At 75.0% G+C, this 24030-nt stretch carries 21 protein-coding genes; 13 read left to right on the top strand and 8 right to left on the bottom strand.

What is annotated here, in order from left to right; translation table 11 throughout:
• Window positions 1-2: 2 nt before the first annotated feature.
• Window positions 3-761: an adenosylcobinamide amidohydrolase gene (locus CHF16_RS24515; protein WP_245869169.1), complete on the top strand. Its 759-nt coding sequence runs from the start codon at window positions 3-5 to the stop codon at window positions 759-761.
• A gap of 110 nt (window positions 762-871) precedes the next feature.
• On the opposite strand, the gene CHF16_RS24510 is transcribed toward CHF16_RS24515, so the two are convergent.
• Both CHF16_RS24510 and CHF16_RS24505 read right to left on the bottom strand, forming a co-directional pair.
• Window positions 872-2218, bottom strand: a complete 1347-nt coding sequence (locus tag CHF16_RS24510) for a coiled-coil domain-containing protein (RefSeq protein ID WP_089328477.1) — start codon at window positions 2216-2218, stop codon at window positions 872-874.
• 127 nt (window positions 2219-2345) lie between these two features.
• The gene (locus CHF16_RS24505; RefSeq protein WP_179271682.1) at window positions 2346-3896 is read right to left on the bottom strand and encodes an AMP-binding protein; all 1551 of its coding nucleotides are present in this window, start codon (window positions 3894-3896) and stop codon (window positions 2346-2348) included.
• Between the two features lie 284 nt (window positions 3897-4180).
• On the opposite strand from CHF16_RS24505, the gene CHF16_RS24500 reads away from it, so the two are divergent.
• Entirely contained in the window at window positions 4181-6277 is a 2097-nt protein-coding gene (locus tag CHF16_RS24500; protein ID WP_089328475.1) for a vWA domain-containing protein, read from the top strand.
• Window positions 6274-7692 (top strand): extracellular solute-binding protein, encoded by a 1419-nt coding sequence (locus CHF16_RS24495; RefSeq protein ID WP_143228105.1) that lies wholly within the window; start codon window positions 6274-6276, stop codon window positions 7690-7692. The genes CHF16_RS24500 and CHF16_RS24495 overlap by 4 nt, the downstream gene beginning before the upstream one ends.
• A gap of 92 nt (window positions 7693-7784) precedes the next feature.
• On the opposite strand, the gene CHF16_RS24490 is transcribed toward CHF16_RS24495, so the two are convergent.
• On the bottom strand, window positions 7785-8387 hold the full coding sequence (locus CHF16_RS24490; protein ID WP_089328473.1) for an SACE_7040 family transcriptional regulator: 603 nt from the start codon (window positions 8385-8387) through the stop codon (window positions 7785-7787).
• A 79-nt stretch (window positions 8388-8466) separates the two neighbouring features.
• Between CHF16_RS24490 and CHF16_RS24485 the strand changes: the two genes are divergently transcribed.
• Genes CHF16_RS24485 through CHF16_RS24470 form a run of 4 tightly spaced genes read left to right on the top strand, consistent with a single transcriptional unit; the run spans window position 8467 to window position 14192 of the window.
• Window positions 8467-10080, top strand: coding sequence for a carboxyl transferase domain-containing protein (locus tag CHF16_RS24485; protein ID WP_089328472.1), 1614 nt, complete (start codon window positions 8467-8469; stop codon window positions 10078-10080).
• Window positions 10081-10088: 8 nt separating this feature from the next.
• The gene (locus CHF16_RS24480; protein ID WP_089328471.1) at window positions 10089-12062 is read left to right on the top strand and encodes an acetyl/propionyl/methylcrotonyl-CoA carboxylase subunit alpha; all 1974 of its coding nucleotides are present in this window, start codon (window positions 10089-10091) and stop codon (window positions 12060-12062) included.
• Between the two features lie 4 nt (window positions 12063-12066).
• Window positions 12067-13038, top strand: coding sequence for a hydroxymethylglutaryl-CoA lyase (locus CHF16_RS24475; protein WP_089328470.1), 972 nt, complete (start codon window positions 12067-12069; stop codon window positions 13036-13038).
• Between the two features lie 5 nt (window positions 13039-13043).
• On the top strand, window positions 13044-14192 hold the full coding sequence (locus CHF16_RS24470) for an acyl-CoA dehydrogenase family protein (protein ID WP_089328469.1): 1149 nt from the start codon (window positions 13044-13046) through the stop codon (window positions 14190-14192).
• Window positions 14193-14251: 59 nt separating this feature from the next.
• On the opposite strand, the gene CHF16_RS24465 is transcribed toward CHF16_RS24470, so the two are convergent.
• A complete protein-coding gene (locus CHF16_RS24465; protein WP_143228104.1) occupies window positions 14252-15517 on the bottom strand; it encodes a TolB-like translocation protein in 1266 nt (421 codons plus the stop codon).
• Window positions 15510-16025 carry a SigE family RNA polymerase sigma factor gene (locus tag CHF16_RS24460; protein ID WP_089328467.1) on the bottom strand — a complete coding sequence of 172 codons (516 nt, stop codon included), beginning with the start codon at window positions 16023-16025 and terminating at the stop codon, window positions 15510-15512. Before CHF16_RS24460 ends, CHF16_RS24465 begins: the two co-directional genes overlap by 8 nt.
• Before the next feature lie 91 nt (window positions 16026-16116).
• Between CHF16_RS24460 and CHF16_RS24455 the strand changes: the two genes are divergently transcribed.
• A complete protein-coding gene (locus CHF16_RS24455; protein WP_089328466.1) occupies window positions 16117-16866 on the top strand; it encodes an FkbM family methyltransferase in 750 nt (249 codons plus the stop codon).
• 54 nt (window positions 16867-16920) lie between these two features.
• Here CHF16_RS24455 and CHF16_RS24450 read toward each other — a convergent pair whose 3' ends face one another.
• Window positions 16921-17508 (bottom strand): TetR/AcrR family transcriptional regulator, encoded by a 588-nt coding sequence (locus CHF16_RS24450; protein WP_089328465.1) that lies wholly within the window; start codon window positions 17506-17508, stop codon window positions 16921-16923.
• A 49-nt stretch (window positions 17509-17557) separates the two neighbouring features.
• Between CHF16_RS24450 and CHF16_RS24445 the strand changes: the two genes are divergently transcribed.
• Window positions 17558-18343 carry a class I SAM-dependent methyltransferase gene (locus tag CHF16_RS24445; RefSeq protein ID WP_089328464.1) on the top strand — a complete coding sequence of 262 codons (786 nt, stop codon included), beginning with the start codon at window positions 17558-17560 and terminating at the stop codon, window positions 18341-18343.
• 7 nt (window positions 18344-18350) lie between these two features.
• On the opposite strand, the gene CHF16_RS40435 is transcribed toward CHF16_RS24445, so the two are convergent.
• On the bottom strand, window positions 18351-18524 hold the full coding sequence (locus CHF16_RS40435) for a hypothetical protein (RefSeq protein WP_179271681.1): 174 nt from the start codon (window positions 18522-18524) through the stop codon (window positions 18351-18353).
• Between the two features lie 119 nt (window positions 18525-18643).
• Between CHF16_RS40435 and CHF16_RS24440 the strand changes: the two genes are divergently transcribed.
• Together CHF16_RS24440 and CHF16_RS24435 are read left to right on the top strand one after the other, a co-directional pair.
• Window positions 18644-20623: a WD40 repeat domain-containing serine/threonine protein kinase gene (locus CHF16_RS24440; protein ID WP_089328463.1), complete on the top strand. Its 1980-nt coding sequence runs from the start codon at window positions 18644-18646 to the stop codon at window positions 20621-20623.
• A 2-nt stretch (window positions 20624-20625) separates the two neighbouring features.
• Entirely contained in the window at window positions 20626-22455 is a 1830-nt protein-coding gene (locus CHF16_RS24435) for a WD40 repeat domain-containing serine/threonine protein kinase (protein WP_089328462.1), read from the top strand.
• A 146-nt stretch (window positions 22456-22601) separates the two neighbouring features.
• Here the strand turns inward: CHF16_RS24435 and CHF16_RS24430 are convergent, their stop codons facing one another.
• The gene (locus CHF16_RS24430) at window positions 22602-23009 is read right to left on the bottom strand and encodes a MerR family transcriptional regulator (protein ID WP_089328461.1); all 408 of its coding nucleotides are present in this window, start codon (window positions 23007-23009) and stop codon (window positions 22602-22604) included.
• A 49-nt stretch (window positions 23010-23058) separates the two neighbouring features.
• On the opposite strand from CHF16_RS24430, the gene CHF16_RS41520 reads away from it, so the two are divergent.
• Together CHF16_RS41520 and CHF16_RS41515 are read left to right on the top strand one after the other, a co-directional pair.
• A complete protein-coding gene (locus tag CHF16_RS41520; protein ID WP_245869150.1) occupies window positions 23059-23592 on the top strand; it encodes an NAD(P)-dependent oxidoreductase in 534 nt (177 codons plus the stop codon).
• Window positions 23574-23942, top strand: a complete 369-nt coding sequence (locus CHF16_RS41515; protein ID WP_245869148.1) for an imine reductase family protein — start codon at window positions 23574-23576, stop codon at window positions 23940-23942. Before CHF16_RS41520 ends, CHF16_RS41515 begins: the two co-directional genes overlap by 19 nt.
• The last annotated feature ends 88 nt before the right edge of the window (window positions 23943-24030 follow it).

Below are 24030 nucleotides of genomic sequence, written 5' to 3'. Positions count from 1 at the left end.
ACCTGGAGACCGTGTGGCGCGAGGAGGACGGCGAGCGCCTCGCCGCGACGGTGTGGCGAGCCGGGCCCGGCCACCGGATGATCTCGTCGGCGATGCTGGGCGGCGGCATCGGCCCCGCGGGCTGGGTGCTGAACGCGCAGGTCCCCGGCGCCTACTCGCGCACCGATCCCGTCGCCCACCTGGCGGAGCTGGCCGCGCTGTACCGGCTGGAGGGGCCGGGCGTCGGGATGCTCACCGCCGCGTCCGTGGCCCGCACGATGCGGCGGGACGACGCGGGCGTGCACGTCTCGGCGACGGTGGGGCTGCGCGTCCCGACGTGGGCGGCCTCCCCCGACGGTGTCCCCGACCCCGAGCTGGCGCCGCTGGACGGGACGTCCCGCTCGGCGCGGACGCCCGGCACCGCCAACCCCGGCACCGTCACCCCCGGCACCGTCAACCCCGGCACCGCCACCCCCGGCACCGTCAACCCCGGCACCGTCAACATCGTCGTCGCCGTGCCCGTCCGGCTGAGTGACGCGGCGCTGGTGAACGCGGTCGTCACCGCGACCGAGGCGAAGACGCAGGCGCTCCTGGAGGCCGGCTACCCGTGCACGGGCACCGCGTCCGACGCGGTCTGCGTTGCGGCGGCGTCCGGCGGCGCGGAGCACGAGGTCTTCGCCGGGCCCCGCTCGACGTGGGGCTCGCGGATCGCCCGCGCCGTGCACGCCGCAGTCCACGCCGGAGCCGTCGACTACACCCGCTACCTGGAGACCCGCGGATAGCACCGGCCGCCGTACCACCCCGGTGCGGTACGGCGGCCGGTTCAGGGCCAGTGCATGTGTGGGAGTAGGGCCTCACCTCCTGCCTGTGGGTCGTTCGGCCGGCATGACCCTCAGCCGGCGTGGGGAAGGCGGTGTCCGTTGCCGGGTCCGTTGCCGTGCCCGTTGTGATGGCCGTTGTGGTGGCCGTTGCGGTGCCCGTTCAGCGGGCCGGTGCGGGGCCCGGTGGCGAGCGGGTCGCCGCCGTCCAGCAGCGATCCGGTCCTGGTCCCGTTCATCGGCGGCAGCGAGTGCAGCCCGGTCCGCGGCTCGGGGTCGGCCACCGGGCGGGGACCGGTGTCCTGGCGGTCGGTGAGCGCGGTGAGCGCGTCGACGCGGCGGCGGGCCCGGTCGGCCTCGGCCCGCGCGGCGTCGCGCTCGGCGGTCAGCGCCCGCACCGCCGCGCGCAGCTCCTCGGCGGCCCGGGTCAGCTGCCAGTTGTGCCGCTCCAGCTCGCTGGCGCGGGCCTGCATCTGGTCGCGGTCGGCGACGGCCTGCCCCCGTTTGGCCTCGGCGTCGCGGACGGCCGAGCGCAGGTCCTCGGCGGCGCGTTCGGCGGCGGACGCCTCGACCCGCCGCCCCTCCAGGAGCGTCTCGGTCTCCGACACCCGGCCGTGCAGGGCGACCAGCTCGGAGCGGGCGTTCTCCAGCGAGGCGAGCAGCTCCCCCTCGCGGGACGCCATCCGGTCGCGCTCGCGCTCGGCGGCGAGCCGCGCGGCGGACGCGCCGTCGGCCTCGTCCCGCGCCTCCGCCGCCTCCTGCCGGGCGGTGTCGCGCTCGGCGGCCAGCCGCTCGGCCTCGGCGCGGGCGGCGGCCGCCTCCCGCTCGGCGGCGTCGGCGCGGGCGCGGGCGGCGGCGGTCTCCCGCCACGCCAGCTCCGCCTGCCGCTGGGAGGCGTCCCGCTCCCGCTGCGCGATGGCGACCTGCCCGGCGGCCTCGGCGCGGGCGTCGGCGACCCGCCGCTCGACGCCGGCGACGCTCAGCTCCGCCATCAGCGAGCCCGCGAGCCGGTCGGCGGCGCCCTCCAGCCGGTCGACCATCTCCCACGCCCAGGCGACCTGCCCGGTGAGCCCCGGCGACTCCAGCGCCCGCTCGCGGCTCTCCCGCGCGGCCCGCTCGCACTCGCCGTCGCGGTCCTGGCAGAAGCGGACGGTGCGGGCGCCGCGCACCGGCTGCGGCACGGGCCGTCCGCAGCCGGCGCACGGCCAGACCGCGACCGGGTCACCGAGGCGTGCGATCCCGGCGCGGTCGTCATCGCCGGCCGCGGGCTCCCCGGGGCCGGCGCCGGCCGGCTCCCCCTCCCCGGTGGGCGCGGCCCGGTCGGTGATGACGGGGTCGGTGATGACGGGAAGGTCGGTCTTCGTCGGGGCGGCGGAGGTCGGGGCGACGTCGTCCAGCGGGGCGACCTTCTGGTCTTCCATGGCCCGTTGTACGCACGCGCCCGCGGCGGCGTTCGACGTTCCGGCGGTGATTTGCGAGCGGCGCGCCACGCCTCAGCCAGAACGCCGTCAGCCCGGCGGGAACACCCTCAGCCCGGCCGGAGCGCCGTCAGCCCTCCCGCTCGCCCAGGTAGTCCTCCCGGACGCGGCGGCGGCTGAGCTTGCCGGACGGGGTGCGCGGCAGCTCCGCGCGGAACTCGATCCGCCGGGGGTGCTTCAGCTTGGCCAGCCTCGGCCCGCAGAACGCGAGCAGGTCGGCGGCCAGGGCGTCGCCCGCCTCGGCGCCCTCGGCGGGCTCGACGAGCGCGACGACGATCTGCCCCCAGTCGTCGTCGGGGACGCCGATGACCACGGCGTCCCCGACGGCCGGGTGCTGGAGCAGCACGGACTCGATCTCCGCCGGGTAGATGTTGACGCCGCCGGAGATGATGAGGTCGGTGCGGCGGTCGCTCATGTAGAGCCAGCCGTCCTCGTCGAGGTGGCCGAGGTCGCCGGGCGTGTAGAAGTCGCCGCGCATCGCGGCGGCGGTCTTCTCGGGGTCGTCGTGGTACTCGAAGCCGGGCTGGCCGCCGGCGTAGATCAGGCCGGTCTCCCCCGGCGGCAGCTCGGCGCCCTCCGGGTCCAGGATCTTGATCTGGACGCCCTCGACCGCGCGCCCGACCGTCCCCGGGTGGGCGAGCCAGTCCCGCGGGGACGCGACGACGACGGGGCCGCTCTCGGTGGAGCCGTAGTACTCGTAGAGGACGGGCCCCCACCAGTCCATCATCCGCTGCTTGGTCTCCTTGGGGATGGGCGCGGCGGTGTGGAAGACCTGCCGCAGCGACGACACGTCGTACTTCGCGCGGACGTCCTCGGGCAGCCCCAGCATGCGGTGGAACATGGTCGGCACCATCAGCGAGTTGGTGACCCGGTACCGCTGGATCAGGTCGAGCGTCCGCTCCGGGTCGAAGTGCGCGGAGATGACGACGGCGTGGCCGAGGCTGAGCGACATCAGCGCGTGGACGCAGGGCGCCGAGTGGTACAGCGGGCCGATGGCGAGGTGGACCTCGTCGTCGCCGGGTTCGAGGCCCAGGTGCCGCATCAGCGTCTGCTTCATGACCTCGAACAGCACCTCGGGCGGGATGTCCATCAGCGGGCGCCGCACGCCCTTGGGCCGCCCGGTCGTCCCGGACGTGTAGAGCATCACCGAGCCCATCTGGCGCTTGTCCGGCGGGTCGGCGCTGTGCGCGGCGCACAGCTCGGCCAGCGCGCGGTAGCCCTCGGCGTGGTCGGCGCTCACCCGGCCCTCCACCGGGACGCCCGCCTCGTCGGCCGCGCCCGCCACGGCGGCGGCGAACTCGCTCTCGGTGACGACGGCCTTGGCGCCGGAGTCGCCGAGGATGTAGCCGATCTCGGGCGCGGTGAGGTGGCGGCTGACGGGGACGAGGTAGAGGCCCGACTGCATCGCGGCCAGCATCACGGTGAGGAACTCGCGCCGGTTGCTCAGCACCGTAGCGAGCGCGTCGCCGGGGCTGAGGCCGAGGCCTGCGAGCGCATGGGACAGGCGGTTCACCTCGGCGTGCAGCTCGCCGTAGGTCACCGGGCCGCCCGGCGCCAGCACGGCCGGGCGGTCGGGGTCGTTCTGTGCGATCTGGTAGAAGCCGACGCCTTCGACACCCATACGGCTCTCCTCCATGCGGGTTCCGGCCCGTTATGTTCCGGCACTGCGCGTTCCGGCACTGCGCGTTCCGGCGCGTTCCGGCACGGTACGGGCCCGGCCGGGTGGCCTCGGTCCATCTGACCGGTCCTGCTGGCGGCCCGTCAAGAGCAGGGGGCGCGGCGCGGCGGCGAAGATCGACCGGCCCCGGTCAGCGGACTTCCCTGACCGCCACCGCCCGGCTCCGTATCATGATGGGTCAGTGCCGGGGGGCCGAGTATCGAGACCTACACGGCGATGGGGCGTGCATGACGGGACCGAGCGGCGACGGGGGCCGGTCGCGGCCGCCGGAGCGCCAGGACGGCCTTCCCCCCTGGCTCCGCAGGCTCCTGCAGGTCATGCTTCTGGACGTCTGCTCCACCGTCATCGTCAGCATCGGGGTGACGCTCGTGCACGGCGTCTTCTGGCTGAACGCCGTCGTCACGCTGCTGGTCGTCGCGGCGCTGACCGCGGTGCTGCTCGTCTTCTACCCCGCGACCGCGCACGCCGTCCTGGAGCGCGTCGGGAGGGTCCTGCGGTGGGGCGGCGCGGCGCTCGGGTGGGGCCTCGCGGGCGCCGCCGCGATGGCCGCCCTGCTGCTCGCCGGCACCGGCGTCCAGGTGCTCCGCGACCGCACCGGCGCGTGCGGGCAGCCGCTGGAGCTGCGGGTGCTGACCGCCCCCGAGACGCTCACGCCGCTGCGCGCCGCCGCCGCCGAGTTCGTCAACGACAGCGAGGACCGCGGCTGCCGGGTGTACAGCGTCACCGTCGTCCCCGAGGCCGGGCCCGTCCCGCTGTACGACGGGTTCCGGCTGCTGTGGCGGCGCAGCGCGCCGGCGGACGCGGGCCACACCGACGACCAGCAGCTGTTCGGCCCGCAGCCCGACATCTGGATCCCGTCGTCGACGGCCGAGTACGACTTCGTCCCGAAGGGGCCCGGCCAGGTCGGCGCGGCCGGGGCGGGGCCGGGCGCGCCGGCCGGCAAGGCCGACCCGGTGTTCCGGGTGCGCGGCTCGGTCGGGACGTCCCCGCTGGTGCTGGCGCTGTTCACCCGGGCGCACGAGTCCGTCTCCGACCCGATCGCCGCGCCGATCGCGCCGAGCACCGCGGCGCTGCTGCGCCGCATCACCGACGAGGTCGAGCTGCGCGCGATCGCGCGGCCGGTCCCGGAGACGTCGGCGGCGGCGCTCGCCGTCACGCCCGCGTTATACGACGGGGCGCCGGGCTCCGACGCCGCGGACGAGCGGTTCGCCGAGCCCGCCGACCTGGTGGCGCCGGACGCGGTGTCGCTGCTGTGCCGGTTCCGGGAGCGCGCCATCGCGCAGGACTCCGCCCCGCCCGACGACGTCGCCGTCGCGGTGCCCGAGCAGGTGCTGCACGACTACGACATGGGCCGCCCGCTCGGCGACCGGTGCGGCGCCGCCGACCCCGGCGCCGCCCCGCTCGGCCGCTGGCGCCTGCACCCCTACTACGCGACCGGCCTGCCCACGCTGGACTACCCGTTCGTCCAGGTGAAGTGGCGCGGGCAGGACACGCGGGAGCGGGACGCGGCGGTCACCGCGTTCCGCCGCTGGCTGGACCGCAACCCGCTGACCCGGCAGGGCTTCCGCGACGAACGCGGGGTCATCCCGTCGGCGCGCGAGGGCGACACCCGGCACCACTACCTGTCGCGGCTGCAGGGCGTCGTGGGCACCCGGGTGATGCCGACCGCGGTCGGGCTCGACCGGCCCCCGGGCGTCCAGGCCACGCTCGACCGCATCGGCGCGGCCCGCCCGCGGACGTCGGTGTCGCTGCTGCTGGACGTGTCCGGGTCGATGGGCGGCGCGGCCCGGGCGCGCGGCGGTTCGCGGCTCGTGCGCGGGACGTCGTTCCTGCGCAGCCTGGTGGCGCAGCTCCAGAGCAACGACCGCGCGGGCCTGCAGGTGTCGTCGGCCACGGCGTCGCCGAGCGCGACGGACACCTTCGGCAACGTCCGGCAGGACGCGGCGTCCCCGGAGCAGAAGAGCGCGATCACGAGCCGGCTGGAGGCGGTCGCCTCCAGCGGCGCCGACCAGCCGCTCAGCGACGCGATCGCGGCGGCCGACCTCGGGCCGGGCCGGCAGAACCTCGTCCTGGTCACCGACGGGCAGTCCCCTGCCACCAACCCGAAGCTCGGGTCGCGGGTCGCGTGGCTGGCGGGCGAGTTCCGCAGGCGGCATCCGGGGCTGCGGCTGACCGTGGTGCTGACGGGCCCGGCGACGTGCGGCTCGTCCCCCGTGCGGGAGATCACGGCCGCGCTCGGCCCGCGGAACGGGCCGGGATGCGTGCGGCTGAGCGGGGCACCGGAGGCCGAACAGGCCGCCGAGCTGCTGTCGGAGCTGCGATGAGGCGGCCCACGTTCCTGCCACGCTCCCTGCCGCGCCGTCTGCCGCGCCTCCTGCCGCGGTCGGCGCCGCGGTTCCTGCCGAGGAGCCGCCGGGCCTGGGTCAGCGCCGCGGCCGGGGCGGCGCTGGTCCTGCTGGCGTGGCTGCTCGTCGTCCTGCGGCCGGGGGCGCCCTACGCGGGCATGGCGGCCGACTGCGAGCGGTCGGAGCTGCTCGTCGCGGGCGGCACCGACGTCAGCCTGAAGAACCAGCGGCGGGCGCTGATCCGGCAGTGGAACGAGGGCCGCTACCCCGACGGCCGCCCGCACCCGCACGCCACGCTGGTGGAGGCCGCGGAGTCCACCGACCTGCAGCACAGCCAGATCAAGGCGGTGCAGGAGTCCGGCAGCTGCGCCTACGACGTGCTGATCATGGACAACACGTGGACGGCGGAGTTCGCCGACGCGGGCTACCTGCGGCCGCTCGACGGCATCGACGGCCTGGACGACTTCTTCCCGGCCGCGCTGCGGACGGGCGAGTGGGACGGCGAGCTGTACGCGGTCCCCTTCAACGTGGACGTCGGGCTCCTCTACCACTGGGAGGGCGTGTCGCCGCCGGCCGCGTGGCCGGCGCTGCTGTCGTCCGGTGTGGTGATGCAGCTCGCCGACTACGAGGGCCTGACGGTCAACGCGCTGGAGGCCGTCTGGATCGACGGCGGCGCGGGGCGGCTCACCGGCACCGCCCGGCCGGGGAAGGACGAGCTGAAGGAGAAGGTGTATCCGGCGCTCGCCCGGCTGGTGCCGCAGGCGCACGGGCCGCTGGCCCCGTCGCGGGGGTACGGGGAGCTGCAGAGCATCGAGGCGTTCGCGTCCGGGGCGAAGCTGATGCGCAACTGGCCGTACGCGTTCTCGGCGCTGGCGTCCGAGCCCCGGATGCGCGACGGGGCCCGGCTGCGGTTCGGGGTGGCGGCGCTGCCGGGCCGGACCGTCCTCGGCGGGCAGAACCTCGCCGTGTCCCGGCGCTCCCCGAACCCCGGCGCCGCCGCCGACCTCGTGGAGTTCCTCAGCGGGACGGGCAGCCAGCGGCTGCTGTTCTCCTGCGGCGGGTTCGCGCCCGGCCGCTACTCGGCGCTCGGCCTGTCGCCCGGCCGCCACTCCCCCGCCGACGTGAGGGTGCGGGCCTGCTCGTCCCTCACCGGCCAGCCGGTCGGGCCGGGCGAGACCGAGGTACCGGACGAGGCGCAGCTCACCGCGCTGGCGCGGGCGGTGGTGACCGCGCTGGGCCGGGCCGCGCCGCGCCCGGTGACCCCGCACTACAGCACGTTCACCGGCACGTTCCGGGGCTGCGTCCAGAAGATCCTCGACCGGGCGGGCACGGACCCCGAGTCGTTCGCGCGGGCGGTCGAGCGGTCCCTGGACGGCCGCACCGCGTCCTGCTGACGCGGGCGGCGCCCGGCCGGGGCCGCCCGGCCGGGGGCCGCACCGCGTCCTGCTGACGCGGGCGGCGCCCGGCCGGGGCCGCCCGGCCGGCTCTAGGACTGCCGGAGGCCGGTGAGGGCGGCGCGCGCCATCGCGTGCAGCAGGTCGCCCATCGCCTCGCGGTCGAGCCCGGCGGCGCTGCGCGGGGTGGAGTTGAGCAGGCCGAAGCAGGCGTGCACGGCCGCGCGCGCCCGGCGGTCGGGGAGGCCGGAGTCCATCCGGCGCAGGACGGCCACCCATTCCTCCACGTACGCGCGCTGGAGGCGCCGGACGCGGTGCCGCTGCGGCTCGGGCACGTTGTCGAGCTCCCGCTCGTGCACGGTGATCAGCGCGGGGTTGTCGAGCGCGAACGCGATGTGCCAGCGCAGCAGCGCGTCGAGGGCGCGCGCCGGGTCGGGGCCGGCGGCGCGCCGGACGCCCTCGGCGAGCAGCCGCTCGCTGATGTCGAGGAGCATCTCGGCGAGGACGGCCTCCTTGCCGCTGAAGTGCCGGTAGAGGGCGGGGCCGGTGAGCCCGACGGCGCGGCCGAGGTCGCCGATCGACACCCCGTGGTAGCCGCGCCGCGCGAACAGCTCGGCGGCGGCCGCGAGGATCTCGGCCCGGCGCGGGTTCGGCGGCCCGGGCGCGCCGAGCTCCGCGGCCCGTTGGGAGGTCATGGGGGCCAGTCTAGACTAGGGTTGTTAACGAGCGTTAACATCGGCATTGTTAATGAACGTTAACCGGGGAAGGGGAGGCATGGGCGGACCCGAGATCGGCTCCCGCGCCGACGTCGCGGGCGAGGCGTTCAAGACCAACGCCGCGCACAACGAGGCCCTGGTCGCCGAGCTGCGCGAGCGCGTCGACGCGGCCGGGCGCGGCGGGCCGGAGCGGGCCCGCGAGCGGCACACGGCGCGCGGCAAGCTGCTCCCCCGCGACCGGGTCGACACGCTGCTCGACCCCGGCTCGCCCTTCCTGGAACTGTCCCCGCTGGCCGCCCACGGCATGTACGGCGACGAGGCGCCCGGCGCCGGGATCATCACCGGCGTCGGCCGCGTGTCCGGCCGCGAGTGCGTCGTCGTCGCGAACGACGCCACCGTCAAGGGCGGCACGTACTACCCCGTCACCGTGAAGAAGCACCTGCGGGCGCAGGAGGTGGCGCTGCACAACCGGCTGCCGTGCCTGTACCTGGTCGACTCGGGCGGCGCGTTCCTGCCCCGCCAGGACGAGGTCTTCCCCGACCGCGAGCACTTCGGCCGCATCTTCTACAACCAGGCCACGATGTCCGCGCGGGGCATCCCGCAGATCGCGGCGGTGCTGGGGTCGTGCACGGCGGGCGGCGCCTACGTCCCGGCGATGAGCGACGAGGCCGTCATCGTGCGCGGCCAGGGGACGATCTTCCTCGGCGGGCCGCCGCTGGTGAAGGCCGCGACCGGGGAGGTCGTGACGGCCGAGGAGCTCGGCGGCGGGGAGCTACACTCCCGCACCTCCGGGGTGACCGACCACCTCGCCGAGGACGACGCGCACGCGCTGCGGATCGTCCGCGACATCGTCTCCACGCTGGGCCCGCGCGAGCCGCGCCCGTGGGAGGTCGCGCCCGCCGAGGAGCCCGCAGCCGACCCGTCCGAGCTGTACGGGATCGTCCCGCCCGACTCGCGCACCCCCTACGACGTGCGCGAGGTCATCGCCCGGATCGTGGACGGCAGCCGCTTCCAGGAGTTCAAGAGGGAGTACGGCGCCACGCTCGTCACCGGGTTCGCGCGGATCCACGGGCACCCGGTCGGGATCGTCGCGAACAACGGCATCCTGTTCGGGGAGTCGGCGCAGAAGGGCGCGCACTTCATCGAGCTGTGCGACCGGCGCAGCGTCCCGCTGGTGTTCCTGCAGAACATCACCGGGTTCATGGTCGGGCGCGAGTACGAGGCGTCCGGCATCGCCAAGCACGGCGCGAAGATGGTCACCGCCGTCGCGTGCGCCCGCGTCCCCAAGTTCACCGTGGTGATCGGCGGCTCGTTCGGCGCCGGGAACTACGCGATGTGCGGCCGGGCGTACTCGCCGCGCTTCCTGTGGATGTGGCCGAACGCCCGCATCTCGGTGATGGGCGGGGAGCAGGCCGCGAGCGTCCTCGCGACCGTCCGCCGCGACCAGATGGAGGCGCGCGGCGAGGAGTGGCCCGCGGCCGAGGAGGAGGGGTTCAAGGCGCCGATCCGCGAGCAGTACGAGGCGCAGGGCAACCCGTACTACTCGACGGCGCGGCTCTGGGACGACGGGGTGATCGACCCGCTCGACACCCGGCGCGTGCTGGGCCTCGGGCTGTCGGTGGCCGCCAACGCACCGCTGGAGCCGGTCGGCTACGGCGTCTTCCGGATGTGAGGGTGTTGATGTTCGACAGCGTCCTGGTCGCCAACCGCGGGGAGATCGCCGTCCGCGTGTTCCGGACCCTGCGGCGGCTCGGCGTCCGCGCGGTGGCGGTGCACACCGACGCCGACGCCGGGGCCCGCCATGTGCGGGAGGCCGACGAGGCCCTGCGCGTCCCGTCCTACCTGGACATCGACGCGGTCATCGGGGCGGCGCGCGCCGCCGGGGCGTCGGCCGTCCACCCGGGGTACGGGTTCCTGGCGGAGAACACGGCGTTCGCGCGGGCGTGCGGCGAGGCGGGGCTGGTGTTCATCGGCCCGCCGGCCGAGGCGATCGAGGCGATGGGCGACAAGATCCGCGCGAAGCGGACGGTCGCGGCGGCCGGGGTGCCGGTCGTCCCGGGGCGCGACGAGCCGGGCCTGTCCGACGCCGAGCTGGAGGCCGCCGCGCTGGAGGTCGGGCTGCCGGTGCTGCTCAAGCCGTCCGCTGGCGGCGGCGGCAAGGGCATGCGGCTCGTCCGGGACGCGGCCGGCCTGCCCGAGGCGATCGCGTCCGCCCGCCGCGAGGCGCGCGGCTCGTTCGGCGACGACACGCTGCTCGCCGAGCGGTTCGTGGAGAACCCGCGGCACATCGAGATTCAGGTGTTCGCCGACGCGCACGGCGGCGCGGTCCATCTGGGCGAGCGCGAGTGCAGCCTGCAGCGCCGCCACCAGAAGATCGTCGAGGAGGCGCCGTCGCCGCTGCTGGACGAGGCGTCCCGCGCGCGCATGGGCGCCGCCGCCGTCGCCGCCGCGCGGGCCGTCGGGTACGTGGGCGCCGGGACGGTCGAGTACATCGTCTCCGCCGACCGGCCCGGCGAGTTCTTCTTCATGGAGATGAACACCCGGCTCCAGGTCGAGCACCCGGTCACCGAGCTGGTCACGGGCCTCGACCTGGTGGAGCTCCAGCTCCGGGTGGCGTGCGGCGAGCCGCTGCCGTTCACGCAGGACGACGTCCGGCTGGAGGGCCACTCCATCGAGGCCCGCGTCTACGCCGAGGACCCGGCGCGCGGCTTCCTCCCGACCGGCGGGCGCGTGCTGGCGCTGCGCGAGCCGGACGGCGCCCGCGTCGACTCCGGCCTCGACGCCGGGACCGAGGTCGGCGGCTCCTACGACCCGATGCTCGCCAAGGTGGTCGTGCACGGCGCCGACCGCGCCGAGGCCCTGCACCGGCTCGACCGGGCGCTCGCCTCGTACACGCTGCTGGGCGTCCCGACGAACGTGGCGTTCCTGCGGGCGCTGCTGCGGCACCCGCCGGTGGTGTCCGGCGATCTCGACACCGGGCTCGTCGAGCGCTCCCTGGACGGCCTGGTCGCGGGCGCGTCCGTCCCGCCGGAGGTCCTGGCGGCCGCCGCGCTGGAACGGATGCGGGCCCTGGAGTCCGGCGACGACCCGTGGGACATCCCGGACGGCTGGCGGCCGGGCGCGCACGCCTGGGCGCCGTGGATCATCACCCCGTCCGGCGGGGAGCCGGTGGAGGTCCGCGTGCAGGGGCGCGCCGCGTCCGCTCGCGTCGCCGTCGGCGGCGCCGAACCGGTCGACGCGGCGCTGAGCGGCGCGCTCACCGGCACACTGACCGGCGCGCCGACCGGCAGGTTCACCCTGACCTACGGTGGAAGGACGACCTCGTTCGAGGCCGCCCGCGACGGCGCCACACTGTGGCTCGGCCGGGACGGGCACGCGTGGGCGCTGAGCGAGCACGTCCGCGCCGAGGGCGGCGCCGCGGCGGCCGCCGCCGGCGACGGCGTGCTGCGCAGCCCGATGCCGGGGACGGTCCTCGCCGTGAAGGCGGCCGAGGGCGACCGGGTCGAGGCCGGGCAGCCGCTCGTGGTCGTCGAGGCGATGAAGATGGAGCACGCCGTCACCGCGCCGCTCGCCGGCGTCGTGGCGCGGCTGCCGGTCCGCGCGGGCGCGCAGGTCGCGCTGGACGCGGTGCTGGCCGTGATCGAGGAGGCATAGAAGGATGCGGGTACCCCTCTCCGGCCTGCCCGAGCGGGTCACGATCTACGAGGTCGGGCCCCGGGACGGGCTGCAGAACGAGAAGGCGGTCGTCCCGGTCGGGGTCAAGTCGGAGTTCGTGACCCGGCTGGCGGACGCCGGGCTCGGCACGATCGAGACCACCAGCTTCGTCCATCCGAAGTGGGTGCCGCAGCTCGCCGACGCCGAGGAGCTGCTGGACGTCCTGCCGCGCTCGCCGCACCTGCGCTACCCCGTCCTGGTGCCGAACGAGCGGGGCCTCGAACGGGCGCTCGGCAACGGCGTGACCGAGATCGCGATCTTCGGCAGTGCGACGGAGACGTTCGCCCGCCGCAACCTCAACCGCACGGTGGACGAGTCCCTCGCGATGTTCGCCCCCGTCGTGGAACGCGCGCGCGCCGAGGGGCTCTGGGTGCGCGCCTACGTCTCGATGGTGTGCGGCGACCCGTGGGAGGGCGACGTGCCGATCTCCCAGGTGGTGTCGGTGGCGTCCCGGATGATGGACATGGGCTGCTCCCAGCTCAGCCTCGGCGACACCATCGGCGTCGGCACGCCCGGCCAGGTCACCGCCCTGATCGAGGCGCTCGGCGCGGCGGGCATCGGCCCCGACCGGCTCGCCGTCCACTTCCACGACACCTACGGGCAGGCCCTCGCCAACACCCTCGCCGCGCTGCGGGCCGGCGTCACCGTCGTGGACGCCTCCGCCGGCGGCCTCGGCGGCTGCCCCTACGCCGAGAGCGCCACCGGCAACCTCGCCACCGAGGACCTCGTCTGGATGCTGAACGGCCTCGGCATCGAGACGGGCGTCGACCTCGGCGCGCTCGCCGCCACCAGCCGCTGGATGGCCGGGCACCTCGGCCGCCCGAGCCCGTCCCGCGTCGTCCAGGCCCTGTCCCCGGAGCCGTCCCCGGAGCCGTCCCCGGAGCCGTCCCCGGAACCGTCCCGCGAATCGGAGTGAGACCAATGATCGACTTCACGCTCGGCGACGAGCAGGAGGAGCTGCGCCGGACCGTCGAGCGGTTCGCGCGCGAGACCGTCGCCCCGGTGATCGGCGACCTGTACGAGCGCGGCGAGTTCCCGTACGAGATCGTCGCCGCGATGGGGAAGATGGGGCTGTTCGGGCTGCCGTTCCCCGAGGAGCACGGCGGCATGGGCGGCGACTACTTCACGCTGTGCCTGGCCCTGGAGGAGCTCGCGCGCGTCGACTCGTCGGTGGCGATCACGCTGGAGGCGGGCGTCTCGCTCGGCGCGATGCCGATCTACCGGTTCGGGTCGCCGGAGCAGAAGAAGCGGTGGCTGCCGGTGCTCACCTCCGGTGAGCGGCTGGCCGGGTTCGGGCTGACCGAGCCGGGCGGCGGCTCCGACGTCCCCGGCGGCATGCGCACCACCGCCCGGCTGGACGGCGACACCTGGGTGATCAACGGGTCGAAGGCGTTCATCACCAACTCCGGCACCGACATCACCGCGTTCGTCACGGTGACCGCCTACACCGGCGAGAACGAGATCTCCACGATTCTCGTCCCGAACGGCACCCCGGGCTTCACGGTCGGCCGCAAGTACTCCAAGGTGGGCTGGTCGGCGTCCGACACCCGCGAGCTGTCGTTCGACGACGTGCGGGTGCCCGCCGAGAACCTGGTCGGCGAGCGCGGCCGGGGCTACGCGCAGTTCCTGCGGATCCTGGACGAGGGCCGCATCGCGATCGCCGCGCTGTCGGTGGGCCTCGCCCAGGGCTGCGTCGACGAGTCGCTCCGCTACGTCCGGGAGCGGGAGGCGTTCGGCAAGGAGATCGGCCGCTACCAGGCCATGCAGTTCAAGATCGCCGACATGGAGTCGCGCACCCACACCGCGCGCCTCGCCTACTACGCCGCCGCCGCGAAGATGCTGCGGGGCGAGCCGTTCAAGAAGGAGGCGGCGATCGCCAAGCTCGTCGCGTCCAACGCCGCCATGGACAATGCCCGCGACGCCACGCAGGTCTTCGGCGGCTACGGGTTCATGAACGAGTACGCGGTGGGCCGGTTCTACCGCGACGCGAAGATCCTCGAAGTCGGCGAGGGCACCTCCGAGGTGCAGCGCATGCTGATCGCCCGCGCGCTCGGCCTCCCGCCGTCCTGACCCGCCGCGCCGCCCGTCCCGCGAGCGCGGGGCGGGCGGCACGGGCCGGGCGGGCGCCGTCAGCGGATCTTCGACAGGTCGAGCAGCACGGTCCCGCTCCTGGTCGTGAAGAAGTGCTGCGGGTCGCGCTCGTTGCGCGCGGCCCCCATCACCTCGTTGGTCCGCCGTATCCCGGTGTCGAGCAGCTCACCCGACTCGACGTCGTACAGGACGTGGGTCTTCGTCCTGGCCAGGCCGCCCGGGAAGTACGCGAGGTACCGGCCGTAGATGAGCTCCTGCACCGCCCCGAGGGGCGTGTCGGGAAGGGTCCTGCCGGCCTTCCCGTCCCGGCTCTGCACGGCGGTCTTCATGTCGCCGCGGTAGGTGACACCGGACGCGGGGCCGCCGACGCACCAGGTCACATCGCACGACCACGCGCCCTTGAACGGCGCGAGGCGGGCGTCGCGGCGCTCGCCGGTCGCCAGATTCCGCAGCGACTCGAACCTGATGGTGCCGACGCCGCCCTCGCGGGACGCGGGGGAGCCGATCCACGGCCAGGCCACGATGCTGAACCCGTCGGTGCCGGGGACCTTCGCGGGCGCGCCGCCCGCCAGCGGCGCCCGGTACACGGCGCCGCCCGCCCCCATGACGACGTCGTCCCCGTCGATGAGCAGCGCGGTCACGTCGTTCCCCGGCAGTCCGGTGATCTTGCGCGCGGGGCCGCCGGCGAGCGGCGCGCCCCAGACCTCGACCGTGTCGCGGCCGCCCGCCCGGTACGACAGCCACCAGACGACCTGCCCGCGCGCGATGGTGAAGTCCGAGGCGAAGATCCTCGATCCGCGCGGGATCACGATGTCGGTGATCAGGTCGGCCCGGCCGGTGCCGAGGTCGTAGGACCACAGCTCGTCCGGGCGCTGCAGGGACGCCCAGGTCGCCCCGACCAGCACGTCGCCGTCCAGCAGCGCGACGGGGTGCAGGGCGGTCCCGCCGGGCAGCCGCCCGGGGACGGTCCGGACGGCGTCCGGCCAGCGTTCGCGCACCTTGACCGGCGTGCCGAGGCCGTCGGCCGGCACGGGCTCCAGCGCGCCGGGCGCGGCGACCGGGGGCGGGCCGTCGCCGGAGCGCGCGACCGCGCCGATCGCGCCCGTCCCGCCGAGCAGGAGCGCGGTCCCGAGCGCGGCGGCCGCCACCCGGCGGCGGCGCCGCCGGGTGTGCGCCGTCTCGACGGCCTCCAGCAGCCCGGGCCGGACGGCCGGGGCCTCCCGTGCGGCGGTCGCCAGCGCGCCGCGCAGGGCCGTGCCCAGTTCATCGGTCATGGGTTCATCGGTCATGGGTTCATCAGTCATGGCGGCCTCCCATCGTGGACGCGGCGGCCGGGCGCCAGTCCGCGCGGAGCTTGTCGAGCGCGCGGGCGGCCTGGCTGCGGACCGTCCCGCGCGAGATGCCGAGCATCCCGGCGATCTCCTCGTCGGACAGGTCCTCGTAGTAGCGCAGGACCAGCACCGCGCGCTGCCTGCGGGGAAGCACCGCGAGCGCCTCCCACAGCCGCGGGTCGCTCTCGGCCCGCTCCAGGCCGCGGTCGTCGTAGTGCCGTTCCGGCACCGCGCCCATCAGGTGCTCGCGTCTTCGCCGCCGCCAGACGCTGATGTGCTGCCGCGCCATGATCTTCCGGACGTACCCCTCGGGATCGTTCTTGTTGAGGACCCGCCCCCAGGCGCCGCGCAGCCGGATCAGGCTCTCCTGCAGCAGGTCCGCCGCGTCGTCGGCGTTCCCGGTCAGGACAAAGCCGTAGCGCAGCAGTGCCTGGGCACGTGTCGTCACGAACTCCTCGTACGTCACGCCGTCATCGTCCAAAGACCCGTCCTTCCTTCGCCCCAAGGACGCGCCCGGCCCCGTATCTGTTGCACGGCCGTCCGCGCGGCGCCCATCGCGGTAGGGTCGGCGGATGCTGCTGCGCGCCTATGGGATCGCCCGGTCGCTGGTCATGTACTACGGGGTACCGGGCAAGCACCGCCGCGCGAGGCGGCTGTACGGCATGTTCATCGGGCCCGGCGACGTGGCGTTCGACATCGGCGCGCACGTGGGCGGCCGGGTGCGGGTCTGGCGGAGCCTCGGGGCGCGGGTGGTCGCGGTCGAGCCGCAGCCCGACTGCCTGCGCGTGCTGCGGCTGTTCTTCGGCCGCGACGGGGACGTGGCGATCGTGCCGGGGGCGGCCGGGGCGGAGCCGGGGCGGGCGAGCCTGGCGCTGTCCACCGCGACGCCGACGGTGTCCTCGATGTCGCCCGGCTGGATCAGCTCGGTGGCGACCGACGGCAGCTTCGCCCGCGTCCGCTGGGACCGCGAGGTCGAGGTCGAGGTGACCACGCTGGACGACCTCGTCGCGGCGCACGGCGTCCCCGCCTTCTGCAAGATCGACGTCGAGGGCTTCGAGGCGGACGTCCTCGCGGGCCTGTCGCGGCCGGTGCCCGCGCTGTCGTTCGAGTACGTCCCGTCGGCGCACGACGCCGCGCTGGAGGCGCTGGCCCTGGTGGAGCGGCTCGGCGCGTACGAGTACAACTACTCCCCCATCGAGACGATGCGGCTCGCGAGCCCGCGCTGGCTCGGCGCCGAGGAGCTGCGGCGGCGGCTGGAGCTCATCCGCCCGCGCGGCCGGTCGGGCGACGTCTACGCCCGCCTGCGCTCCCCCGCCCCGTAGCGGCGCCGGCGGTCAGGCGCCGGCGGTCAGAGGGCGACGGTCAGAGGCTCGCGGTCAGGGGAGCGCGCCGGCGATGACGGTCACCACCATCTTCCGGACGGCCTCGGGCTCCGGCGGCGGCCCCGACTGGTCGGCGAACAGCAGGTGCGCGGCCCCGATCAGGGTGGGCGCGAGCGTGCCGATGTCGGCGTCGGGGCGCAGGCGCGCGAGGTCCCGCTCGGCGGCCAGGTAGCCCTCGATCACGTCCACGGCCTCGGTCAGCACCGGGACCCCGGCGGGCCAGACCCGCCGCAGCCGGACGCGGAGCTGGGTCCGGAAGGTGATCAGCGGGACGATCGCGACGGCGACGGAGCCGAACAGCGCCGCCAGCGCGCCGGTGAGGTTGCCGGCGACCTCGCCCGTCCCGGCGGACTCGCGCAGCGCGGCGGCCTGCGGGGCCATCCGCCCGGCGCGGTCGATGACGAACTCGGCGAGGAACGCGTCGAAGTCGGTGAAGTGCCGGTGCAGCACCCCCTTGGCCACCCCGGCCTCGTCGGTGACCGCGCGGCTGGTCAGCGCGCTCGGCCCGCCCCGCAGCAGCACCTGCTCGGCGGCGTCGAACAGCTGCTCCCGCACGTCCCGGAGAGCCACCCCTGTGGGCACGTCGCATCGTCCTCTCGACAAGTGGGCAAGCGCCCACTATGGTGGGCACATGCCCACTCTAGCGAACGAGCCCCACCGGGCACGCGACGTGGCGGAGTCGTTCGGCGCGGACGCCGAGCGCTACGACCGGACGCGTCCCGCCTATCCGGACGCCCTCGTGGCGCGCCTCGCCGAGGTCGGGCCCGCCGTCCTCGACGTCGGCTGCGGCACCGGCATCGCGGCCCGCCAGTTCCAGGCGGCCGGGTGCCGCGTCCTCGGCGTCGAGCCCGACGCCCGCATGGCCGAGCTGGCCGAGCGCGGCGGCGTCCCGGTCGAGGTGTCCACGATCGAGGACTGGGACCCCGCCGGCCGGACGTTCGACACGGTCGTCGCCGGTCAGGCGTGGCACTGGGTCGACCCGGTCGCGGGCGCGGCCAAGGCCGCGCAGGCACTGCGTCCCGGCGGGCGCCTGGCGGTGTTCTGGCACTCGTTCCAGCCTCCCGCAGACCTCGGCGACGCATTGGCCGCCGCGTACCGCCGCGCCATGCCCGACTCGCCGCTGTTCCAGCAGCCGCTGCCCGGGCCCGAGGCGTACTCGCTGATGTGCGGCAAGGCGTCCGACGGCATCCGGGAGGCGGGCGGGTTCGGCGAACCCGAGGAATGGCGCTTCTCGTGGGAGCGCCGCTACACCCGCGACGAGTGGCTGGAGCAGGTCCCGACCTTCGGCCTGCACTCCCGGGTCCCGGCGGACAAGCAGCAGCGCATCCTCGCGGACATCGGCGCCGCCATCGACGCGGCGGGCGGCGCGTTCACCATGGGCTACACCACGGTCGTCGCCACGGCCGTCCGCGCCTGACGGACGCTCAGGCCGGGTGCGCCCGCTCGCCCGGCGCCGTCACCATGGCGGCGTCCGGGTCGGTGATCGATGCCGGCCACGCCTGCACCTCGTCCCGGCCGATCAGGTCCGTTCCGCCCCGGCACTCGGTCAGATCGCCCGCCTGGCCGACGAACCCGGCGATCCCCATCGTCTGCGACATTCCGATCATGGAAGTGGGCGGTGACTCCCGCACGCGCGGTCCGCACGGGCATGCTCTGCGTCACATCCGGTGCGAGGCGCCTTCGAAAGAACGATCATGTCTGCTAGAAATCACCGGTCGTGTCCGGACCCGACGACGGGTGGTTCATGGAAGCGCTGCGTCCCGGTGACCCCCGGGAGATCGGACCCTACCGGCTGGAGGCCCGGCTGGGCGCGGGCGGCATGGGGCAGGTGTTCCTGGGGGTCTCCCCCGGCGCCCGCCGCGTCGCGGTCAAGGTCATCCGCGCCGAGTACGCCGACGACGAGCGGTTCCGGGCGCGGTTCGCCCGCGAGGTGGACGCGGCCCGCCGCGTCGGCGGGTACCACACGGCGCAGGTCGTGGACGCCGACCCCGAGGCCGCGTCGCCGTGGCTGGTCACCGCGTTCATCCCCGGCCCGTCCCTGCGGGAGGTCGTCGCCGAGCGCGGGCCGCTCGATCCCGGCGCGGTGCGGGCGCTCGCGTCCGGGCTGGCCGAGGGCCTCGCCGCGATCCACGCGTGCGGGCTCGTCCACCGCGACCTCAAGCCCGGCAACGTCATCATGGCGGCCGACGGCCCCCGCGTCATCGACTTCGGCATCGCCCGCGCGACCGACGCGACCGCGCTGACCTCCACCGGAGCGGTCGTCGGTACCTACGCCTACATGTCGCCGGAGCAGGTGCGCGCCGACGCCGCCGGCCCGCCGAGCGACGTGTTCTCCCTCGGCTGCGTGCTCGCCTACGCCGCGACCGGGCGCGGCCCGTTCGACGCGGCGACCATCCCGGCGATCGTGCACCGCGTCCTGCACGACGAGCCGGACCTGTCGGCCCTCCCCGACGACCTCCGCAACATGATCGGCGCCTGCCTCGCCAAGGACCCGGCGGCCCGGCCCGCCCTGGACGCGCTCATCACCGCGCCGGAGAGCATCGAGCCCCCGCCGGACACCGGCCCGTCACCCGGCGAACCCGGCACGCTCGCCGGCGCGACGCTCAGCGCGACCCGGTCGCGGGACGCCCCGGCGGCGGCCCCGGCGCCGGTCGGCCGGCGCGCGCTGATCATCGGCGGGGCCGCGGCCGCCGCGGCGGCCGCGGTGGGCGCCCCGGCGGCGTTCCTCCTGACCCGCGGGGAGGAGAAACCGGCCGCCGCGCCGCCGCCCGCCTCACCGCCCCGGCCGGACGGGCTCGTGCCCCAGACCGGGGCGCTCACCGCCCCGGAGGTCAAGAGCCTCAGCGAGGTCGCCTTCAGCCCCGACGGGCGGACGGTCGCCGCCGGGGGCACCGATTCCACGATCACGCTGTGGGACGTCGCGAGCGGGCGGGTGCTCCGCACGCTCCGCAAGACGGGCTGGGTCGGCGCGCTCGCGTTCAGCCCGGACGGCGGGTCACTGGCGAGCTCGTCCATGATGCCCGGCCAGTTGCTGATCTGGGACGTGGCGACCGGGCGGCTGAAGGTGAACGTCCGGACCGGCGAGTTCGGCCTGAACGCGCTGGCCTACAGCCCGGACGGCCGCACGATCGCGGGCGCCAACCCCGACGCCCGGCTGTTCGACGCCGCCACCGGCCGCATCCGGGCGCGGTTCGGCCTCGGGGGCGGCGCCAACGCGGTCGCCTACAGCCCGGACGGGAAGACCGTCGCCGTCGGGGCCGACGGCTCCAGGAAGCCGCCGGGACGCTCCGTCCAGCTCCTCGACGGCCGGACGCTCCGCGGCCGCGGGAAGCTCACCGGGCACACCGAGAAGGTCACCGGCGTCGCGTTCAGCGCCGACGGGCGGCGCGTCGCCAGCTCCGGCCCGGACGCGACGGTCCGGATCTGGGACGTCGCCGCCCGCCGCGCCGTCCGCGTCATCGAGACGGGCGAGGCGAAGGTGCGCAACGTGCAGCTCTCCCCGGACGGCTCGTCCGTCCTCGGCGCCTGCTCCGACCGGACCGTCCGCGTCTGGAGCACCGCCACCGGGGCGCTCACCTCGACGCTCGTCGGGCACCCGCAGCCCGTCGACCAGATCGCGCTCGCCCCCGGCGGACGGCTCGTCGCGGCCGTCGGCAGCGTCAGCCCGAACGGCACCGTCACGCTCTGGAAGGTCTGACCGTGGATCCGCTGCGCGACGACGACCCCCGCGAGGTCGGCCCCTACCGGCTGGAGGGCCGGCTCGGCGCGGGAGGCATGGGCGAGGTGTTCCTCGGAGCGTCGCCGAGCGGGCGCAAGGTCGCGGTGAAGACCGTCCGCGCCGAGTACGCCGCCGACCCGGGGTTCCGCCGCCGGTTCGCCCGCGAGATCGAGGCGGCCCGCCGCGTCGGCGGTTTCCACACCGCGCAGGTCGTCGACGCCGACCCGGACGCCGCCTCGCCGTGGATGGTGACCGCGTTCGTCCCCGGCCCGTCGCTGCGGCAGGTCGTCCAGCGGCAGGGGCCCCTTGACCCGGCCGCGGTCCGCGAGCTCGGCGCCGGCCTCGCCGAGGGCCTCGCCGCGATCCACGCGTGCGGGCTCGTCCACCGCGACCTCAAGCCGGGCAACATCATCATGAGCCCGGACGGCCCCCGCATCATCGACTTCGGCATCGCCCGCGCCGCCGACGCGACCGCGCTGACCTCCACCGGAGCGGTCGTCGGCACGTTCTCGTTCATGTCCCCGGAGCAGGTCCGCGCCGATGACACCGGCCCGCCGAGCGACGTGTTCGCGCTCGGCTGCGTGCTCGCCTACGCCGCCACCGGGCGCGGCCCGTTCGACGCGGCGACCATCCCGGCGATCGTCCACAAGATCGTCGGCGCGCCGCCCGACATCGCCGGGCTGGCCGACCCGCACCTGCGCGACCTGGTCGTCCGCTGCCTGGAGAAGGACCCGGCGCGGCGGCCGCCCGTCCCGGAGGTCCTCGCGGCGCTGAACGGCCCGCCGCCGCGCCGCCTTCCCCGCCGCGCGCTCCTGCTCGGCGGCGCGGCCGCCGCCGCGACCGCCGCCGTGGCCGTCCCGGCCGTCCTGCTCTGGCCATCGGGCGCGCCCGCCGCCCGGAAGAACGCCCCGAAGACCCCGATCGGCGTCCCCACCGGCGTCACCCTGCCGAGTTCGGAGGTGGCGATCTTCGACCTGGCGTTCTCCCCCGACGGCCGGGCCCTGTGGGGCGCGGGCTTCTCCTCGATCCTGCGCTGGGACGTCGCCACCGCGCAGGTCACCGCCCACGAGATCAAGGACTCCGACGAGACCTACCAGCGGCCGATGGCCTTCAGCCCCGACGCGAGCACTCTCGCCACCGGCGGCCGGGACGGGAAGGTCCACCTCTGGGACACGGCGAGCGGGCAGCTTCGCAAGACCATCACGGGCCTGCGGGGCGGCCCGGCGCTGGAGTTCGGCCCGGACGGCCGGTCGCTCGCCGTCAGCAGCCACAACGGCCCCGTGTACGTCCAGGTGTTCAACATCGCCACCGGCAAGGCCGTCCCGATGAGGATCGACTACGGCGCCAAGGCGCTGGCCTTCTCCCCGGACGGCGGGAGGCTCGCCGGCGACCGGTCCCTGTCCGGGCGCTTCACCCTCTGGGACGTCTCGACCGGCAAGGGCACCGAGGTCGAGCCGCTCTACGCCACCGAGATCCCGTCCCTGGCCTTCAGCCCGGACGGAGAGACCGTGGCGGTGTCCACCGGCGGCTACCACGGTTTCGAACTCCGCAACGCCGGCGACGGCGCACTGAAGAAGACCGTCAAGGACCTGGACGGCTCCGTCCGGGCCATGGCGTTCAGCCCGGACGGCGACACCCTCGTCACGGCCGACAAGACGAACATCCGCCTGTGGCACATCCCGACCGGCCGCAACAGGGCGACGCTCCCCGGCGACCCCGACGACGACCAGACGGTGACCTTCGCCCCTCACGGCCAGAGCTTCGCCACCACGAGCGGCGCGGGCACGACCCGCCTCTGGACTTTCCAGTAACTCAGGTCAGCGCACCGAATCTCCGGGTGAAGCGTCCTGCTCTTTCTCCGCGCGCTCGTATCCCCAGGCCCGGTCAGCGGTGATGGCCTGGCAGGCGGGCGGAGTGCCGGTGGTCGAGACGTCCGCACAACGGGGCACCCGGTTGATCAGGCGGGGACGGGCTCCCGGTCAGCATCGTCACAGGGTGGATGGCTCTCCTTGCCCATTCGCTCGGCCGCATCGATGTAGTCGGCAAGGGCGTCGCGGGATTGAGCGAGCCCGGCCATCTGATCGTCCAGCCGCCGCAGCCGTGACCGCATCGCGGCCAGCAGCTCGGGACACCCGAGCAGTTCCGGGGCCTCTCCGACCGCACAGGGCAGCAGGTAGGCGATGTCCTCGGAGGACAGACCGGCACCGAGCAGGTGCCGGATCTGCCTCACCCGCAGCACCGCGTCCTCGTCGTACTCGCGGTAACCGTTCGCACCGCGGTCCGCCTCAAGCAGGCCCTGGGCCTCGTAGTAGCGCAACTGATGGGCGTTGACGCCCGTCCGGCGGCTCAGTTCCCCGATCAGCATCGAAACCTCACTTGACCTTCACACCGGTATCAACGTTGACGATGCTGCCATGAGCGACAACAACGACACATCCGTGACGGTCATCGGCCTCGGCCTGATGGGCCGGGCACTTGCCCGCGCGTTCCTGAAAGCCGGGCATTCCACGACCGTGTGGAACCGTACGACCTCCAAGGCCGACCAGCTGGTGGCCGAGGGTGCACGGCTGGCGCCGACGGTGGGCGACGCGCTCAAGGCGGCTTCCCTGACGATCATCTGCGTCACCGACTACCAGGCCGTGCATGAGCTGCTCGGCGGAAGCGACATCGAGCTGGACGGCACGACGTTGATCAACCTGACCTCGGGCTCCTCGGCTCAGGCCCGGGAAGCCGCCCGATGGGCCGAGCAACGCGGCGCCCGTTACCTGGACGGCGCCATCATGGCCATCCCGTCGGCGATCGGCACCGCCGAGGCGGTGATCCTGCTCAACGGGCCACAGCCGGACGTCGAGGCGCACAGGTCACACTCGATGCCCTCGGCACCGGCACCTACCTCGGAGCGGACCACGGGCTGGCGTCCCTGTACGACGTGGCCGGCCTGGCCATGATGTGGAGCATCCTGAACGCCTGGCTCCAGGGCACCGCCCTGCTCAGGACGGCCGGTGTCGACGCCGCGACGTATGCGCCGTTCGCGCAGCAGATCGCCACCGTTGTGGCCGAATGGCTGCCCGGGCATGCCGAGCAGGTCGACAGCGGCTCCTTCCGGGCCGAGGTGTCGGCCCTGGAGACCGACGCGCGGGCGATGGCGCACCTGATCGAGGAGAGCGAGGCAGCGGGGGTCAACGCCGAACTGCCGAAGTTGTTCAAGGCGATGGCCGACCGCTCGATCGCCGCCGGACACGGCGGGGAGCAGTATCCCGTCCTGATCGAAGAGTTCGGCAAACCCGGCGACGCCTGACAGTGATGATGTAGGTGAGCGCCTCCCGCTGGGGTCTGGCCCAACGCCTGACTGGCCTGGTGCCTTCAACGGGATCTGCCGACCCTGC

It is taken from the genome of Actinomadura meyerae (genome assembly GCF_900188445.1).
Lineage (GTDB): Bacteria > Actinomycetota > Actinomycetes > Streptosporangiales > Streptosporangiaceae > Spirillospora > Spirillospora meyerae.
This window is presented reverse-complemented; position numbering and strand designations above follow the sequence as displayed.